We start from the raw sequence: 15,740 nt of genomic DNA, 5'->3' as shown, positions 1-15,740 counted from the left end.
AATAATGAAACGCTTTGAATCTCGCTTTGCCTCTTTGAGCGGCTGGGGCCGCGCGGCGGCAAGCGGTTTGCTGGTCGCGCTGCTGGCGGCGTGCTCGCTGGAGCCCGTGTACAAGCGGCCGGATGTCGATGCGCCGGCCGCGTTCAAGGAAGCGCCGGCGGTAACGGCCGCGCCGGCAGAGGCGGCCTCGGGCGCCACCGATGCATCGGCACAGAACGCCGGCACATGGAAGCCCGCCCAGCCGTCCGATGACGCATTGCGCGGCGAATGGTGGAAGGTGTTCGGCGACTCGCAACTCGACGCGCTCGAAGCGCAGGCCGCCACCGCGAATCAGGATCTGAAGGCCGCGGCGGCGCGCGTGCAGCAGGCGCGCGCGGTCACGCAGGCGGCGAAGTCCGACTGGTTTCCGAAGTTCGACGCGGGCTTCGGCCCGACGCGCGAGCGGGCGTCGGCGGCGTCGCAATTCCAGCCGGACAGCGTGGGCGGCACGACCGGCACGATCTGGCGCGCGCAGATGGGCGCGTCGTACGAGGTGGATCTGTTCGGGCGGGTCGGCTCGAACGTGAACGCGTCGCGCGCCGACGAGCAGCAAAGCGAAGCGCTGTTCCGTTCGGTGCAGTTGTCGTTGCAGGCCGACGTCGCGCAGAACTACTTCCTGTTGCGCGAACTCGATACGGACCAGGACCTGTATCGCCGCACCGTCGCATTGCGCGAGGACGCGCTGAAGCTCGTCGAGCGGCGCTTCAAGGAAGGCGACATCAGCGAACTCGACCTTGCGCGCGCCCGCAACGAACTGGCGAGCGCGCGTGCCGATGCGGTGGGCGTCGCGCGTCAGCGGGCGGCCTCGGAGCATAGCCTTGCGATTCTGCTCGGCAAGCCGCCCGCCGATTTTTCGTTTGCCGAAGCACCGCTCGTGCCGGTAACGGTGCGCGTGCCGGCCGGTTTGCCGTCGGCGCTGCTCGAACGGCGCCCCGATATCGCGGCGGCCGAACGTGCGATGCAGGCCGCGAACGCGCGCGTCGGGCTTGCGAAGTCGGCGTTCTTCCCGAAGCTCGATATCACCGGCGCGTTCGGTTTCGAATCGGCGACGCTCGGCGATCTGTTCATGTGGTCGAGCCGCGCGTTCATTCTCGGGCCGTTCGCGGGCACCGCGTTGGCGCTGCCGATCTTCGACGGCGGGCGCCGCAAGGCCAACCTCGCGCAGGCGCGCTCGAAGTATGACGAGGACGTCGCGCAGTATCGTCAGCAGGTGCTCGTGGCGTTCCGCGAGGTCGAGGACAATCTCGCCGATCTGCGCCTGCTCGACGATCAGATGCGCGAGCAGAACAATGCGGTCGATGCCTCGCAACGGGCCGCGCATCTGTCGCGTACGCAGTACACCGAAGGTGCGGTCAGCTATCTCGACGTGATCGACGGCGAGCGCCAGGTGCTGCTGTCGCAATTGCAGGCGAGCCATCTGGCGGGCACGCAGGCGGTGGCGACGGTGAATCTGATTCGTGCGTTGGGCGGCGGCTGGGGCGATGTGAAAGCGGACGATACCGCGGTGGGGGCGGCTCCGGTGCCAGCGGATGCGGTTCCTGCCGGGGCTTCTGGCGCTGCGGCGGCTTCGCTTGCTGCTTTGAGCTCTGCTTCGTCGAACTCCGCGTCTGAGGCCGTTTCCGTTCCGGCGCAGCAGCAGGTGGCGAAGCGCTAACCGGTTGTTCGACCGGTTGAGGCTCAACGCCGTCAACGGTCGCATCACCAAAGGCATTACCAACGCCGGGCCGCGCAAAAGCGCCGCCCGGCGTTTTTGCGTCCAAATCGTTTTTCGCGCTTTCCTTCTGCCAATCGCTTCGTAGACCTCGCATGCACGGCTCTCTATGATCGTCCGGATGCAACCATCGACTACTCCAGGGCAAGCCAGTGACTTTCGTGCGTGACGGCATCGAGCAGATTCGCGAACCTCAACAGGCGCAGCCCGCGCGCGACCTCACGGCGTTGCTCCAGGCGCTGCGTGCCAGCGCCGCGCAGCGCGATCGCGAAGGCGGCCATGCCGCGCGGGAAAAACAGTGGATCGCCGATGCGGGACTGCTCACGCTCGCCGTGCCGCGCGAATTCGGCGGCGCGGGCGCAGGCTGGTCCGACATCTACGATGTGATTCGCCAACTCGCGCGCGTCGACAGCGCGCTCGCGCATCTGCTCGGCTTCACCTGCCTGCAAATCGTGAGCCTCGACGTGTGGGGTAATCCGCAGCAACGCGCGCACTATCTGCGAGGCAGCGTCGAACATCGCTGGTGGTGGGGCAATGCGGTCAATCCGCTCGATACGCGGCTCGTTGCAACGGCAACCGGGGACGGCGGCTATCTGCTCGACGGCCAGAAAGGCTTTTGCTCCGGCACGCGCGGCTCGCAGATGATGACCGTGTCCGCGCACGATCCCGTCACCGGCAAGCCGGTGTTCGCCGTGGTGCCGACCGAGCGCGCGGGCATTGCCGTGCACGACGACTGGAATCCGATCGGCCAGCGTCAGACCGACAGCGGCAGCGTGTCGTTCGTGCGGGTCCGCGTCGCGCCCGACGAAGTGCTGGTGCGGCCCGACACGCCGTATGCGAGTTTGCGCACGCTGATCTCGCAACAGGTGCTGACCAATCTGTTTGTCGGCCTCGCGCAGGGCGCGCTCGACGCGGCGCGCGCGTACGTGCATGAGCATGGCCGGCCGTGGATCGCGTCCGGCGTGAGCCAGGCCACCGACGATCCGTATCTGATCCAGCGTTTCGGCGAAATGCATATCCAGGCGGTCAGTGCGGAAGCGCTGGCCGTGCGTGCCGCGAACGCGCTCGACGAGGCGTGGCGGCAGGGCGCGTCGCTCGAAGCCGGCACGCGCGCGCGGGTGGCGCTCGTGACGTCGGAAGCGAAGGTCGTGGCGCACCGCGCGGCGCTCGACGTCGGCGAAAAGCTGTTCGACGCCTGCGGTGCCCGCGCGACGCATGCGTCGCTTGCGCTCGACCGCTTCTGGCGCAACGCGCGCGTGCATACGCTGCACGATCCGCTCGACTATCGCGTGCGCGACGTCGGCCGCTACGCGCTAAACGGCACGCTGCCCGAGGTTTCTTTGTACACTTGAGGCCGTTTGCGACCGCCCGCGTGGGGCGTCGCGTCGATTCCCCTCAAGAGATTCCCGGCTTGTTCTTCAAATTACCGACTACCGCCACCGCGCCGTTCTGCCCGTCCGAGGTGCAGGGCTCAGTGGCCGTTCCGGCGCAAGCGCCGTTCTGGAAAAAGATCCTGCAATTCGCGGGGCCCGGTCTGCTGGTTTCGATCGGCTATATGGACCCGGGCAACTGGGCCACGGCGATCGAAGCCGGCTCGCGCTACGGCTACAGCCTGCTGTTCGTCGTGCTGCTGTCGAGCCTCGCGGCAATGGCGCTGCAATGTCTGAGCATGCGGCTCGGCATCGCCACCGGACGCGACCTCGCGCAACTGTCGAGCGCGCGCTACTCGCCGCGCGTCGCGCGCGTGCAATGGCTGCTCGCGGAACTGTCGATCATCGCCTGCGATCTCGCCGAGGTGCTCGGCGGCGCGCTCGCGTTCCATCTGCTGTTTAATTGCTCGCTGACCACCGGCGTGTTGCTGACCGCGTTCGATACGCTGATCGTGCTCGGCCTCAAGGGCAAGAATTTTCGCGACCTCGAAGCGATCATGCTCGGGCTGATCGCGACGATCGGTGTCGGCTACATCATCGAGCTGGCGCTCGTCGGGCCGCATTGGCCGTCGGTCGCGCATGGGCTGATTCCGTCGTGGCAGGCGCTCAGTTCGCGCGAGCCGATGTATCTCGCGATCGGCATCCTCGGCGCGACGGTGATGCCGCATAACCTGTATCTGCATTCGTCGATCGTACAAACGCGCGCGGTGAAGCGCGACTCGGCCGGCATCCGTTCGGCGATCAGTCTGTCGCGCATCGATACGATCGTGTCGCTCGTGCTCGCGGCGCTCATTAACATGGCGATCCTGATACTGGCCGCCGCGGCGTTTCACGCGACCGGCCACCAGGCCGTCACGCAGATCGAGGATGCCTACCGGCTGCTCGCGCCGATCGTCGGCACCGGCTTCGCGGCGCTGCTGTTCGCGATCACGCTGCTCGCATCGGGACAGAGCTCGACCTTTACCGGCACGGTGGCGGGGCAGGTCATCATGGAAGGCTTCCTGAAGATGAAGATTCCGTGCTGGCAGCGGCGCTTCATCACGCGCGCGCTCGCGCTGATTCCCGCGCTGATCGGCGTGCGGATGCTCGGCAACGGTGCGGTCGGCCAACTGCTCGTCGCGAGCCAGGTCGTGCTGAGCCTGCAATTGCCGTTCGCGCTCTATCCGCTGATTCGCATGACGAACGATCGCTCGCTGATGGGCGAATTCGCCAACAGACTGCCGACGCGGCTGCTCGCGTGGACGCTGTTCGTGGCGATCAGCGCGGCGAATCTGTGGCTCGTTGTGCAGACGGTCGGGCTTGCCGGCTGATCGCGGCAGTCTTGAACGGCAGGGCCGTTGGCGTTGCCGTTGTCATTGATGACGGTGACGGTGACGGCGAAAAAAATCCGCATAGCCGGTTCGACTCTGCGGACTCTTCTTTCTTATAGGCTTCGATTCGAATCGACTGGCCCCGTCTCCTCGGATCGATTCAATGTATTCAGGCGGCCTGAGCGACCTGCGCTGCTTCGAGCGCTTCCTGGCGGGCTGCTGCTGCTTTCTTGGTCTTGCCGGCCCGCGACGGCGGCTGGCACGCACCGCATACGACGTTATGCTGCAGGTCGTGCTTATGCGCGACAAACTTGCCCGAGCAACGGCAGCATGGGGTCAGCTGCAGAATGTCGGCGTCGAAGAAACGCACGAGCGTCCATGCGCGCGTCAGGTCCAGCACCGGTTCGGTCTCGCTGTGCTGGCAGTGTTCGAGATACAGCCGATACCCCTTGGTCAGTGCGTCCAGATGCGAGCAGCGCGCTTCGTTCTTGAGGAACAGGTAGGTGTTGTAGAACAGCGATGCATGAATGTTCGCGAGCCACGTCATGTACCAGTCCGCCGAAAACGGCAGCATGCCCTTGGGCGGCGACACGCCCTTGACCTCGCGGTACAGGCGGATCATGCGGTCGCGCGAGAGCGTCAGCTCGCTTTCGAGCACCTGCATGCGCGCGCCGAGTTCGATCAGCGCGATCGCGCGGAATACTTCCTGCGCGTCTTCAGTGAGGCTTCGCTTGAGCATTGCAGTTACCTCGATCAAGCAAACTGCTCGGCGGGCTGGCCTGCGAGCAGGATAGCCGCATGGGTCGGCGCGACGGCTGCGTGCTTCGTCGTTTGCGTCAACGCTGACAGCATCGAGTGGTCGTTGAAGCGGAAGAAGCACAACAGCTGCTCGGAAGAGGCCAGCTTGACGATCTGCGCGAGCGACAGCCCGGCCAGCAAATCAGCCAATTCCGACGACAACCCCAGCCGGAACATGCCGACCGGTTTGTCCTCACGCAACATACGCTGCGCAAGCATGATGTAAGACAAGTTGATCTCGCGGATAGAATCCAGCGTCTCGCTGCTACGGTCCATTTTCTCTGTTTCCGAAGCCCCGAATTACTATGTCGGCTTTTAGCCGTTATGTCTTTTCTGCCTCGCCGGCGATTCCCCCCGGCTACATGTCACTGCCTGATACAGACTGCGAATTTTTGATACATCGCGTTACATTTCGTAACAGCTTGGGACGAATTGTATGAAGTGTAAAACCAGAAAGCAATCCCTTCCTGAAAAAATATCTCAAAAAAAGAATCGATTTCCGGTAACTCTTTCACGCTACTGTAATGAACGATGCACGGCGAATCTTCGACTATCCGAAATCCGAGGAAAATCGGTGGAAACCTTGCAGGGAGGGCCTCTGGCTTAATTGACCTGGCAAATGATTACGATCGGCCGCGAACGGCGAATTGGATTTGGTTTGGAAAGGCAATAGAAAGAATAACTAATGGGCGGTAATAAATACGGCTTTTGTATGTTGAATAGGGTTCGATCAAATGTGTAACAGGATGATGTGGCCTCAGTTACAAACACGGCGCTGCCGGGCCACATTTGTAACGTTGAGGCGACAGTTTTGCGGGAGGGGCTACCTGCGGGGATGTCGGACGGGGTTGGTGTCGGGGCCGAAGAGACGCTATGGACGTGTGCCGGGAACGTAGCCGGCGAAGGCTGCGGTGAGGCGGAGCGCGCTGTGGAAGCCGTCTGACGCGACGGTGCTCCAATAGGTGCCGATATTGCCGCCATGGGCGAGGCGGACGCCGTAGTAGCCGAGCATCGGGTTACCTACCCGGCGTTTATCCCTCGGCCTTCGTGCGCCGGCCGGGTTGATGCAAATTCGCGCAATGCCAGCGTAGTTTGCTGATCCGCGGGAAAGAACGCCTCGATGGCGAGTTCCGACAGCGTGACATCCACTGGCGTACCGAATACCGTGGTCGTGCTGAGAAACGACAGCACGCCGATCGAAGTGCGCAGCCTCAACGGCACCGCTATCTGATTGAGGGCGGTGTCGTCTGGGGCTGCCGCGTCCGCATCCGGTGGTGCGGGATAGGCGGCCAACTCGTCGCGTAGCGCGCCCAGCGCATCGTCGCCGCTGACGTCGATTTGCCGTTGCAGGCGGGCCAGTATGTGCTCGCGCCACGCATGCCAATTGACGATAGACGATGCAATGCCCTGCGGATGCAGGCTCAAGCGCAGCGCGTTGACCGGCGGCTTCAGCAACTCGGGACTGGCACCGCTCAATAGTGGCGCAAGTGCGTTGTTGGCCGCGACGATGGTCCAGTGCCGGTCGATTGCGAGCGCGGGGTAGGGCTCGTGTCCCTTGAGTACCAGTTCGACGGCTTCGCGTGCGGCGGCGAGTTGCGGATCGGAAAGCGGGCGCTCACGAAATAACGGTGCGTAGCCCGCTGCGACGAGCAGCGCATTGCGTGCCCGCAACGGTACGTCGAGCCGTTCGGCCAGGTGCATGACCATTTCGCGGCTCGGCAGCGCGCGGCCCGATTCGACGAAGCTCAGATGCCGGGTTGAAATTTCGGCTTCGGTGGCAAGCAGCAACTGGCTCATGCGTCGCCGCTGACGCCATTCGCGCAGCAGATTGCCAACGGTGCGGCTGGGTAGCGACGCGGGTGAAGCAGCCGTTTGTGCAAGAGAGAGCGTGTTCATGTCTCCGATCATAGTCAAAGCGCGCGAGCAAACCATGACCTGAGAGGTAACGTGCGGCCAGTTTCAATGATCGATACTCGCAGTCCTGCCGGCTTCCGACCGATCTCCTCGAGCGTGCATGGCAATGCGGCAGACCCGGCGTGCCGATATGGCAGTGCGGGGGCACAACGCAAAAAACGCGGAACCCCGATCACGCAGCCACCGCATTCGCGGGCTCAGCGCTAAGCCGGATGTTGAGTGCGCGCAGCAGTTTGAGCACCGTGTCCATGCGCGGTTTGGAGCCGGGCGCAAGTGTCTTGTAGAGGCTTTCGCGACCGAGCCCCGCGTCCGCCGCGATTCGGGTGATGCCGCGCGATTTGGCGACATCGGCGATGGCGGCGAGCAGCGCGTCGGCATTGCTTTCGGCAAGCGCGGCGTTCAGATATGCAGCGACCATTGCGTCGCTGTCGAGGTAGCGCGAGGCATCGAATCGTGCCGTTTTGATCTTGCTCATGATCGTTCCCTTCTGATGGCTTCCCACATTGTTCGGGCATGTTTGATGTCTGCCTTCTGCGTGGATTTGTTGCCGCCGCACAGCAGCAGATACACCGTGCGCCCTTCGCGCGCGTAGTAGACCCGATACCCCGGGCCGCAGTCGATGCGCATCTCGAACACCCCTTCTTCCAGAAACTTGACGTCGCCGAAATACCCGCGTTCCGCGCGCCGGATACGCACGAGAATTTTTGCCTTGGCTCGCAGGTCTGTGAGTCCGTCGAGCCAATGGTCGAATTCTTCGGTGCAGTTGACCGTGTACGTGGGTGGTGTTGCGATCTGGTATAGATCGTATCCTTTGGGATACTTATTTGCAAGCGTGGAAAACATATCAATAAAACGGTTCGTGCCGTGCCCCTGTTCGTTACTCCCACACCGCGCGCAAGTGCCGCGCGGCCTCCATTCGTCCCACGAGGTTAGCGGTCCTTACGCGTTCTGACGACTCGGCCAAATGGCTAATGCGACGAAAAAATCGCTGCACGGGATGACGTTGCAGACGTCTGCTTACCTGTGACGTAATCGACGCTGCTCACGCGCTCGTTCAATCTTCAAACCGAGCCCGCCGCATACGACGCGTGTGGCGAGCGGAGTGCTCAGTCCTGCCAATCAAGGAGCTTGGGATGAATGCGCATACCGATCTGATCGACCGTTATTTCGATACCTGGAACGAGACCGATGGCACACGCCGCCGCGGACTGATCGCCGCGACGTGGAGCGCCGATGCCGACTATCGCGACCCGCTGCTCGCCGGCGCCGGGCACGACGGTATCGACGCGATGATCCGCGCGGTGCACGAGCGTTTTCCGCATCACACGTTTCGCCGCACGACCGACGTCGACGGCTTCGCGAACCGGCTGCGTTTCTCGTGGGCGCTGACGACGCCGGCGGGCGAAGCGATCGTCAAGGGTTCCGACTTCGGCGTGGTGGATGCGCACGGTCGCCTGCTGGCGGTCACGGGCTTCCTCGACGAAGCTCCGGGCGCCGCCTGACGCTGCCGATAGATAGTCCAACCAGCCGCATTTTTCACGGAGACGATCATGCGCGAGTCCGTAGCCGCCATGTCTGTCACGGTCGACCACGCGTTCGCGCGCGTGTCGGGTGCCGCTGACGCGCTATCAGGCGCGATCGCCGGCTTTGCGCTGCTCGCCGGCGCGCGGGCGTTCACGTTCATCGCATTGCTCGGCTGGCGCGAACCGGTGCTGGGTGGAGCGGGGCTCGTGCTGCTGGCGATGGTCGGGTGGCTGCGTTGGCAGTGCGGCGCAAGCGCGGCTGTGCGTACTACGCAAGGCGGCGGTTGGATGAGGCCGGATGAGCGACAAGCATGCCGGTGACGGCGTACCCGATGCGCGCACTCGCGGGCGGCCACACCGCACGGGAGTGGCCGGCATGGCTTGCTACAATCGATCGTCGCCGCGCGGGGAAAGCCCGTGCGGAAAACATCGCGCGCCAGCCCGAACCGCAAGCCATCAACCGCTGCCATCAACCGCACCACAAGGAGATACCGTGCTGAAGAATCTGGACCCGCTGCTGAACGCCGACATACTGCATGCGCTGCGCTCGATGGGCCACGGCGACGAGCTCGTCATTTGCGACGCGAACTTTCCGGCCGGGTCGGTCGCGTGCGATACCGTGCTCGGCAGGCCATTGCGTCTCGACGGCGTGAGTTCGCCGCGCGCGATTCGCGCGGTGTTGTCGGTGCTGCCGCTCGACACCTTTGTCGATCATCCCGCGTCGCGCATGGAAGTCGTCGGCGAGCCGCACACGATCCCCGCGGTGCAGCGCGAAGCGCAGGCCGAGGTCAACACGGCGGAAGGGCGCGAGGTGCCGTTCGCGTCGATCGAACGGTTTGCGTTTTACGAGCGGGCGCGCGAGGCCTATTGCGTGATCGCAACCGGCGAGGCGCGCGGCTATGGCTGCTTCGTGTTCACGAAGGGCGTGCTGCTCGCGCCGGACGCGGCGGGATGAAGCCGGCGGATTGCCTGGGTCCGGATGGCCATCGGGTCGAGATCGTCACCTATTCGTGAAGGCGAGCGCGCGGCCCCATCGGGCACTTGGAAAAGGCGGTCGTTGCACATATGCTCAGGGGCGAGGCCGGGAACTGCGGCAGCCCATTCGGGTCTGCTGCTTATTCAATTACAGGAGCCCCCTATGTCGCGTCCCGTCGATTACGGCATCATCTTCATCGCCCGTCTTGCCCTTTCCGTGCTGTTCCTGTGGAGCGGGGCGATGAAGCTGCTGGGCTATGCGGGCTTTGTCGGCTACCTGCATTCGAAAGGCGTGCCGTTCGTGCAGATCGCCGCGCCCATTGCGACGGCGGTCGAAGTGCTCGGCGGCCTGCTGCTCGTCGTTGGTTTCAAGATCCGGCCGCTCGCGCTGTTCATGGCCGCGTACACGATCGTCACCGCGGTGCTCGGCCACGATTTCTGGAACGTCACCGATCCGGCAGTGCAACACGACATGGTGATCCACTTCTGGAAGAACATCGGTATCGCGGGCGGCTTCCTGCTGCTGTTCGTGACCGGCGCGGGGCGGATGAGCATCGATGGGGCGCGCGCTCCACGCGGCGGGCTCGGCGGGCTTTGAGGCAGCGCCATCGGCAACCGGCGCGGCACGTTTCGACACGGCACGCATTCCGTAGCACGCGCCTCATTCCGCGGCTATCAAGGGAGCACATCATGATTCAGAACTTCGAGCAGATGATTGGCGGCAAGCTCACGCAATTGTGCGCGAGCCTGGGCGAAGGGCCGACGCCGCATCGCGTGATCATCAGCTTCGCCGATTCGGCGAAGACGCTGGTGGTTCTGGATGCATCGGGATTCATCGGCACGCTGAAGGCGGGAATCGCCGAGCCGGAAAAGCTGATTGCCGATGCGATCGCCAAGGCGCGCAACGAAGGCTTGATCGAACGCGCGGTCGACACCGGCACGATTCAGGAGGGGGCGCTTTAGGCGATGCTGGCGGCGCGCGTTGCTCAGGTGGTTGCTCACGTATCGGTTCAGGCGGTCACGCCTGCATGTCAAAAAACCCCCGCGCTGCGTTGTGCAGCGCGGGGGTTTGTTTTTCATCAACGCGATTCGTTCGCTTTGTCCGATTCGTTCACCTTTTGCTTACCCTTCGCTCATCCGTCGCGTGCGAGCTTCGCGCACGGTCTGTGCCGCCACATGCGGCTCCGGATGCACGAGGCATGCGAGTATCCCGCCCAGCGCCAGCAGCGCTACCGAGAGGGCAGTCGCCATCTGCATCCCGAGGACGATCTGGGTCGCGGCCGCGCCGCCCGCGAGCGCACCGAAGGCGGCCACGCCCACCGCGCCGCCGGCCTGCCGCGCCGTGTTCAGGACCGCCGACGCCGTGCCCGCGCGTTTCGCTTCGGTCGATGCGAGCACGGCGGTGGTCATCGCCGGCACCGCGAGTCCCATGCCCGACGGAATCAGCAGGAACGGCACCAGCAGGCCGGCGAGCGGCGTGGCGGCATCGACGAAATGAAGCAGGCCGTAGCCGAGGCCGGCCGTAATCGCGCCGAGAATCATCGGCACGCGCACGCCGAAGCGCCCGACCACCCAGCCGCTCGCCACGTTCGAAATCAGGAAGCCCCCCGTCAGCGGCAGGAACGCGAGTCCCGCCTGCAACGGCGTGTAAGCGCGCACGCGTTGCAGATAAAGGCTCAGCACGAACACCATCCCGTAGTACGTGAAGTTTACGCAGATGCCGAACAGCACCGCCGCGCTGAACGTGCGCTTGCCGAATAGCGACAGCGGCAGCATCGGGTTCGCGACGCGCCGCTCGACGAACACGAAGACGCCCGCCGCGACGAGTGCGAGAACGAAGCCGCCGGCCACGATCGGGTGAGCGAGGCCGAGCGGCCGCCATTCGATCACGGCGGCGACGAACGCGGTCAGCGCGACGATCGCGAGACACTGGCCGCCGAGGTCGATACCGCGCGGCGCGGCGTTGGTGTTAGCGCTGCCGCCGACCGCGGTCCGCGCTTCAGGTGGCGTGGCGGCACGCGTGGCTTGCGGACGCGGTATCCAGCGCAGCGTCGCGAGCAGGCCCGCCGCGCAGATCGGCAGATTGACGAGGAAAATGCTGCGCCAGCCGAACGCGGCGATCAGCAAACCGCCCGCAACCGGCCCCGCCGCAATCGAAATCGCGCCGGACGCGGTCCACAGGCCGACCGCGCGTGCTCGCAGCCTGGGGTCGTGTCCGTACGACTGATTGAGCAACGCGAGGGAATTCGGCAGCATCGCGGCGGCGCCGATGCCTTGCAGGGCGCGCGCGCCGACCAGCATGGTTGCGTCGAGCGCAAGCCCGCAGGCGAGCGATGCGAGCGCGAACAGCACGATTCCGGCCGCGTACATGCGTCGCGCGCCGAAGCGGTCGCCGAGCGCGCCCGCCGACAGCATCAGCACCGCGAACGCGAGCGTATAGGCATCGACGACCCATTGCAGGCCCGCGACATTCGCCTGCAGGTCCGCACCGATGCGCGGCAGCGCGATATTGACGATGGTCACGTCGAGCTGCGTGACGACGAAGCCGACGCTGACCGTCGCGAGAACGCGGCCAGGAGCGGGCGAGAGGGGGCGGGTACTTGAGTTCATGGCTGCATCGTAAGCCAGATGTGGCGCGCCATGCTTCGGCGCGGCGTGAAGTATGGATGCGGTGGTTGCCGTGGGCGCTTAGGCGACTGAAACCGGTGCGGCTTTGCGCGATGAAAGCTGGCCTTCTCCGGACGCGTTTAATCAGACTGACCGGCTCGATTGAAAGCCGCCGCAACGGCTTTTTCATGGAGATCGACGCAACCGTGCCGCGGCAGACGCAAATTAGGAGTGCTCCTATGGGAGCGAAGGCGGCCACGTCCGAGAATGGTTCGAGTTCGCTTCTCGGGAGTCCATTTCATGCGCGTCGCCGTTTTTCAGCACGACCCGGTCGTGCGCGAGTTGATCGAGCGGGTTCTCGCAAGCTCCGGTTACTTCTGCACGGTATATCGCGACAACCTTGGTATCTCGAAGGTGCTCACCCGTTCCACGGTGGATCTGCTGGTGCTCGACTGGCAGGGCACACGGCCTTTCGGCGCGGAGCTGCTGCACTCGGTGCGCAAAGCCGCCGGCGAGCGCGTGCCGATCATGTTCGTGTCGCGCGACGCATCGGAGCAAAGCATGGTGCGCGCGCTTGTCGACGGCGCGGACGACTACGTCACGTTGCCGTTACGTCCTGAGGAGTTTCGCGCGCGCGTCGCGGCGCTGGTGCGGCGCGTTTATCCCGAGCGCCGTCGTGCGGCGGCGAGCTTCGAGCGCGGTCCTTACCGCTTCGACACCGTCGGCAAGCAGGTCATGCTGCGTGGCAAGCGGGTGCCGCTGTCACCCACGCAGTTCGACCTCGCCGCACTGTTCTTTTCCAACGTCGGCTGGGTGATGTCGCGCGACCATATCTACGCAATAGTCTGGGGCCGCGAACTGAACGATCTGACTCGCACGATAGATAGCCACGTGTCGCGGTTGCGTCAGTTGCTCGAGATCGAGCGGCGCAATGGTTTTAGCTTGCAGCCCGTGTATCGCAGCGGTTATCGGCTGATGGGTGTGCGCGAGGAGGTGGCCAGCGTCGAAGTAGCGGGCGAGGTCGCGCGCACGGCGGCATTCGCGCTGGCGCTGGTCGAAGCGGTTTGAGGGTTTGGCTTCAAATGGCGGCTCGTATGCGGCGGGGTAGTTCGTGCTGAAATTCGCGTCTGACCTTGCCGTGGCTTCTGCGAAAGCGATGGTCCGGCTTGGCCAAGCCTAGCCTGAGCCGTGCGTCGACGCGACGCGTCGATCGCGCGGGAGGTCACCGGTGCCCACGGCGCCTTGATCGACCTATCGCCGTGACGAACGACTCGCTGCTGGGCTTCGCGAGTTTGCCGGGCGGCGCGCGGTTCTATAATCGGCCGAATATGCAAACTGCTTCGGTCGTGCCGGCGCAGCGACTCGCGAACGCGTCCTGAACGCATTCAACGAGGTACGGACCAACGGAACCCGCATGATCGACACGCTGGCTTATTCGCTCGAACCGGACGACACGATCTTGTCCGGCATGCTGTCGCACTTCAGATTGCTCGAGCCGGTGTTCGATGCGATGCCGGACGTCGTTTTCTTCGTGAAGGACGCCGCGGCGCGTTACACGCTCGTCAACCGCACGCTTGCCTCGCGCTGCGGCTTCAAGGAGAAGGCCGCGCTGCTCGGCAAGACTGCCGAGGACGTATTCCCGCGCCGCTTCGGGCGCGTCTATACCGCGCAGGACAAGGCGATTATCGACGTTGGCGCCCAGATGCTCGACCAGCTCGAATTGCCTCTGTACCCGGGGCGGACGCCGGGCTGGTGCCTGACCTGCAAGCAGCCGCTGCGCGACGCCACCGGCAAGGTTGTCGGGCTCGCCGGCATTTCGCGCGATCTGAAGACCGGCGAAAGCAGCCATCCGGCCTACAGCCGCCTTGCCGCGGTCGTGCAGTCGATCCAGGAAAACTACGTACAGCCGCTGAATCTGAAGCAACTGGCGGCGCTGGCCAATATGTCGGTCGCGCAACTGGAGCGCTATTTTCACAAGGTGTTTCATCTGACGCCACGCCAGGTGTTGCTGAAGACGCGGCTCGACGCGGCGACCGCGCTGCTGGTGTCGCACGACAAGGTTACGGACGTCGCCGCGCGTTGCGGCTACACCGATCACAGCGCGTTCACGCGGCAATTCAAGGCGACGGTCGGCGTCACGCCGACCGAATACCGGATGCTGCTGCACGGCACGCTGCGCGGCTGAACCGCGCCTCACGCCCATGGCCCGTCGCGGACACCACTATTACGTGTACGTCGTCGCGCTCGACGACACCGTCTGGAACGAGGCGCGCTTTCGCCGCGCGAATCCCGATTACCGGTTTGACAAGCCGTGCGTCTATGTCGGCATGACGGGGCTCGACCCCGATCTGCGTTTCGATCGCCACAAGGCCGGCATTCAGGCCAATCGCTACGTGCGCGATTACGGGCTGCGTCTGCTGCCCGAGTTGTACGAGGTGTTCAATCCGATGCCTTATCGCGGCGCGCAGGATATGGAGGTGGAACTGGCGATCGGGCTGCGCGAAGCGGGGTATGGGGTGTGGCAGGCTTGAGGGGCAAAATGGAAAAGGCCGCGTCGACGATAAACATTGACGCGGCCTCAAATGGATTGCGACGCCTCGCGCGCTGTTGTTACTTGACCCCGAGCCCTCGCAAAACCGCATTGCCCTCGGGCGTTAGGCGGATGTGTGCGGCGCCGGCGTCGTTCGCAATCGTTTCGACGAGACCGGCTTCGTAAAGCTGCGGAATTTCGGGTTTCGCGGATGCGTCGATCGGTGCGTGCAACAGCAGCAGCAACGTTGCCAGTTCATGATGACTCAGCAGACGGCGCAGGATGGTAGGCCGTTTGGCCGGTGTTTCGTTGATGTTCGGTTCGGGCTGGTTCATGGAGCGCACCTCGTGCTGGATCATGTCCGGGGGATCATGATGACGAAGTCTTAAACGATTCTTAAGACACCATTGTCCTGTAACACCGTGACATGAACGTTGCAATAAAGCGAATTCCGGCGCCCGGAACTTCCCGTGCGCACCGCGCAAACCGCCCGTCAACCCTTATGGGGCGCAGGTCTTGCCCGCCGCTTCGAGCCACAGATTGTTGACGTGACGCTTGCCCGCATAGAAACGGTAAGTCGTCGCGCCGTTGTCGCTGCGTACCTTGATGATGTTCGAGTCGCCGAAATCGAGCATCTGACCTTGCGGGATCTCCGTCGACTTGAATGCGGCGTTGTGATGGTTGGCGATCTGCGTCAGGCAGGAGACGACGTCGTCGACGGAGCGCTGTGTCGTGGTGTCCGTGACGGGCTCGCCGGCATCCGGATTTTTCTGGAAATACGCGCAAGCGCTGACGAGCAGCGGAAGGGACAGGGCGACGGCGAACTTCTTCATATCTCTCCAGGCGTTGATTCAGCGTTTCGGCTGGCGCTCCGGCCGCCGCGCTGCGCGGAATGCACGGCGC

Annotated in this window: 20 protein-coding genes; 11 read left to right on the top strand and 9 right to left on the bottom strand. The window is 64.2% G+C overall.

The window, feature by feature from the left end:
• Positions 1-4 precede the first annotated feature (4 nt).
• The 3 genes from F3J20_RS08810 (at position 5) to F3J20_RS08800 (ending at position 4,490) form a co-directional block, all read left to right on the top strand.
• Entirely contained in the window at positions 5-1,693 is a 1,689-nt protein-coding gene (locus F3J20_RS08810) for an efflux transporter outer membrane subunit (protein ID WP_167283160.1), read from the top strand.
• Positions 1,694-1,923: 230 nt separating this feature from the next.
• Positions 1,924-3,102, top strand: a complete 1,179-nt coding sequence (locus tag F3J20_RS08805) for an acyl-CoA dehydrogenase family protein (protein WP_345889853.1) — start codon at positions 1,924-1,926, stop codon at positions 3,100-3,102.
• Positions 3,103-3,161: 59 nt separating this feature from the next.
• Complete coding sequence (locus F3J20_RS08800) at positions 3,162-4,490, top strand: Nramp family divalent metal transporter (protein ID WP_167043692.1); 1,329 nt, start codon at positions 3,162-3,164, stop codon at positions 4,488-4,490.
• Positions 4,491-4,659: 169 nt separating this feature from the next.
• Here the strand turns inward: F3J20_RS08800 and flhC are convergent, their stop codons facing one another.
• From flhC to F3J20_RS08770, 6 genes are all read right to left on the bottom strand, one after another.
• Positions 4,660-5,229, bottom strand: a complete 570-nt coding sequence (gene flhC, locus F3J20_RS08795; protein WP_167043694.1) for a flagellar transcriptional regulator FlhC — start codon at positions 5,227-5,229, stop codon at positions 4,660-4,662.
• Positions 5,230-5,243: 14 nt separating this feature from the next.
• Positions 5,244-5,564, bottom strand: coding sequence for a flagellar transcriptional regulator FlhD (gene flhD / locus F3J20_RS08790; RefSeq protein WP_167043696.1), 321 nt, complete (start codon positions 5,562-5,564; stop codon positions 5,244-5,246).
• Between the two features lie 595 nt (positions 5,565-6,159).
• On the bottom strand, positions 6,160-6,300 hold the full coding sequence (locus tag F3J20_RS08785) for a hypothetical protein (RefSeq protein WP_167283156.1): 141 nt from the start codon (positions 6,298-6,300) through the stop codon (positions 6,160-6,162).
• An 8-nt stretch (positions 6,301-6,308) separates the two neighbouring features.
• On the bottom strand, positions 6,309-7,184 hold the full coding sequence (locus tag F3J20_RS08780) for a helix-turn-helix transcriptional regulator (protein WP_167043700.1): 876 nt from the start codon (positions 7,182-7,184) through the stop codon (positions 6,309-6,311).
• A 190-nt stretch (positions 7,185-7,374) separates the two neighbouring features.
• Positions 7,375-7,677 carry an addiction module antidote protein gene (locus tag F3J20_RS08775; protein ID WP_167043701.1) on the bottom strand — a complete coding sequence of 101 codons (303 nt, stop codon included), beginning with the start codon at positions 7,675-7,677 and terminating at the stop codon, positions 7,375-7,377.
• Positions 7,674-8,045, bottom strand: coding sequence for a type II toxin-antitoxin system RelE/ParE family toxin (locus F3J20_RS08770; protein WP_167043703.1), 372 nt, complete (start codon positions 8,043-8,045; stop codon positions 7,674-7,676). Before F3J20_RS08770 ends, F3J20_RS08775 begins: the two co-directional genes overlap by 4 nt.
• A 290-nt stretch (positions 8,046-8,335) precedes the next feature.
• Here F3J20_RS08770 and F3J20_RS08765 point away from each other — a divergent pair, with 290 nt between their 5' ends.
• From F3J20_RS08765 to F3J20_RS08745, 5 genes are all read left to right on the top strand, one after another.
• Positions 8,336-8,704: a nuclear transport factor 2 family protein gene (locus F3J20_RS08765; RefSeq protein WP_167283154.1), complete on the top strand. Its 369-nt coding sequence runs from the start codon at positions 8,336-8,338 to the stop codon at positions 8,702-8,704.
• Positions 8,705-8,752: 48 nt separating this feature from the next.
• Positions 8,753-9,046 (top strand): hypothetical protein, encoded by a 294-nt coding sequence (locus tag F3J20_RS08760; RefSeq protein ID WP_167283152.1) that lies wholly within the window; start codon positions 8,753-8,755, stop codon positions 9,044-9,046.
• Positions 9,047-9,218: 172 nt separating this feature from the next.
• Positions 9,219-9,680, top strand: a complete 462-nt coding sequence (locus F3J20_RS08755; protein ID WP_167043709.1) for an RbsD/FucU domain-containing protein — start codon at positions 9,219-9,221, stop codon at positions 9,678-9,680.
• A gap of 183 nt (positions 9,681-9,863) precedes the next feature.
• Entirely contained in the window at positions 9,864-10,298 is a 435-nt protein-coding gene (locus F3J20_RS08750) for a DoxX family protein (RefSeq protein WP_167043711.1), read from the top strand.
• A 92-nt stretch (positions 10,299-10,390) separates the two neighbouring features.
• Complete coding sequence (locus tag F3J20_RS08745) at positions 10,391-10,663, top strand: hypothetical protein (RefSeq protein ID WP_167043713.1); 273 nt, start codon at positions 10,391-10,393, stop codon at positions 10,661-10,663.
• 159 nt (positions 10,664-10,822) lie between these two features.
• On the opposite strand, the gene F3J20_RS08740 is transcribed toward F3J20_RS08745, so the two are convergent.
• On the bottom strand, positions 10,823-12,310 hold the full coding sequence (locus F3J20_RS08740) for an MFS transporter (RefSeq protein WP_167283151.1): 1,488 nt from the start codon (positions 12,308-12,310) through the stop codon (positions 10,823-10,825).
• Positions 12,311-12,607: 297 nt separating this feature from the next.
• On the opposite strand from F3J20_RS08740, the gene F3J20_RS08735 reads away from it, so the two are divergent.
• The 3 genes from F3J20_RS08735 to F3J20_RS08725 all read left to right on the top strand — a co-directional run bounded on the left by F3J20_RS08735 (position 12,608) and on the right by F3J20_RS08725 (position 14,838).
• The gene (locus tag F3J20_RS08735) at positions 12,608-13,375 is read left to right on the top strand and encodes a response regulator transcription factor (RefSeq protein WP_167283149.1); all 768 of its coding nucleotides are present in this window, start codon (positions 12,608-12,610) and stop codon (positions 13,373-13,375) included.
• A 349-nt stretch (positions 13,376-13,724) separates the two neighbouring features.
• Positions 13,725-14,492 carry an AraC family transcriptional regulator gene (locus F3J20_RS08730; RefSeq protein WP_167043962.1) on the top strand — a complete coding sequence of 256 codons (768 nt, stop codon included), beginning with the start codon at positions 13,725-13,727 and terminating at the stop codon, positions 14,490-14,492.
• 16 nt (positions 14,493-14,508) lie between these two features.
• The gene (locus F3J20_RS08725) at positions 14,509-14,838 is read left to right on the top strand and encodes a hypothetical protein (RefSeq protein ID WP_167043719.1); all 330 of its coding nucleotides are present in this window, start codon (positions 14,509-14,511) and stop codon (positions 14,836-14,838) included.
• A gap of 79 nt (positions 14,839-14,917) precedes the next feature.
• Here the strand turns inward: F3J20_RS08725 and F3J20_RS08720 are convergent, their stop codons facing one another.
• Positions 14,918-15,172: a hypothetical protein gene (locus F3J20_RS08720; protein ID WP_167043721.1), complete on the bottom strand. Its 255-nt coding sequence runs from the start codon at positions 15,170-15,172 to the stop codon at positions 14,918-14,920.
• A gap of 165 nt (positions 15,173-15,337) precedes the next feature.
• Positions 15,338-15,670 carry a hypothetical protein gene (locus tag F3J20_RS08715; RefSeq protein ID WP_167283147.1) on the bottom strand — a complete coding sequence of 111 codons (333 nt, stop codon included), beginning with the start codon at positions 15,668-15,670 and terminating at the stop codon, positions 15,338-15,340.
• Between the last annotated feature and the right edge of the window lie 70 nt (positions 15,671-15,740).

This window comes from Paraburkholderia sp. Cy-641 (assembly GCF_011752945.1).
Classification (GTDB): domain Bacteria; phylum Pseudomonadota; class Gammaproteobacteria; order Burkholderiales; family Burkholderiaceae; genus Paraburkholderia.
This window is presented reverse-complemented; position numbering and strand designations above follow the sequence as displayed.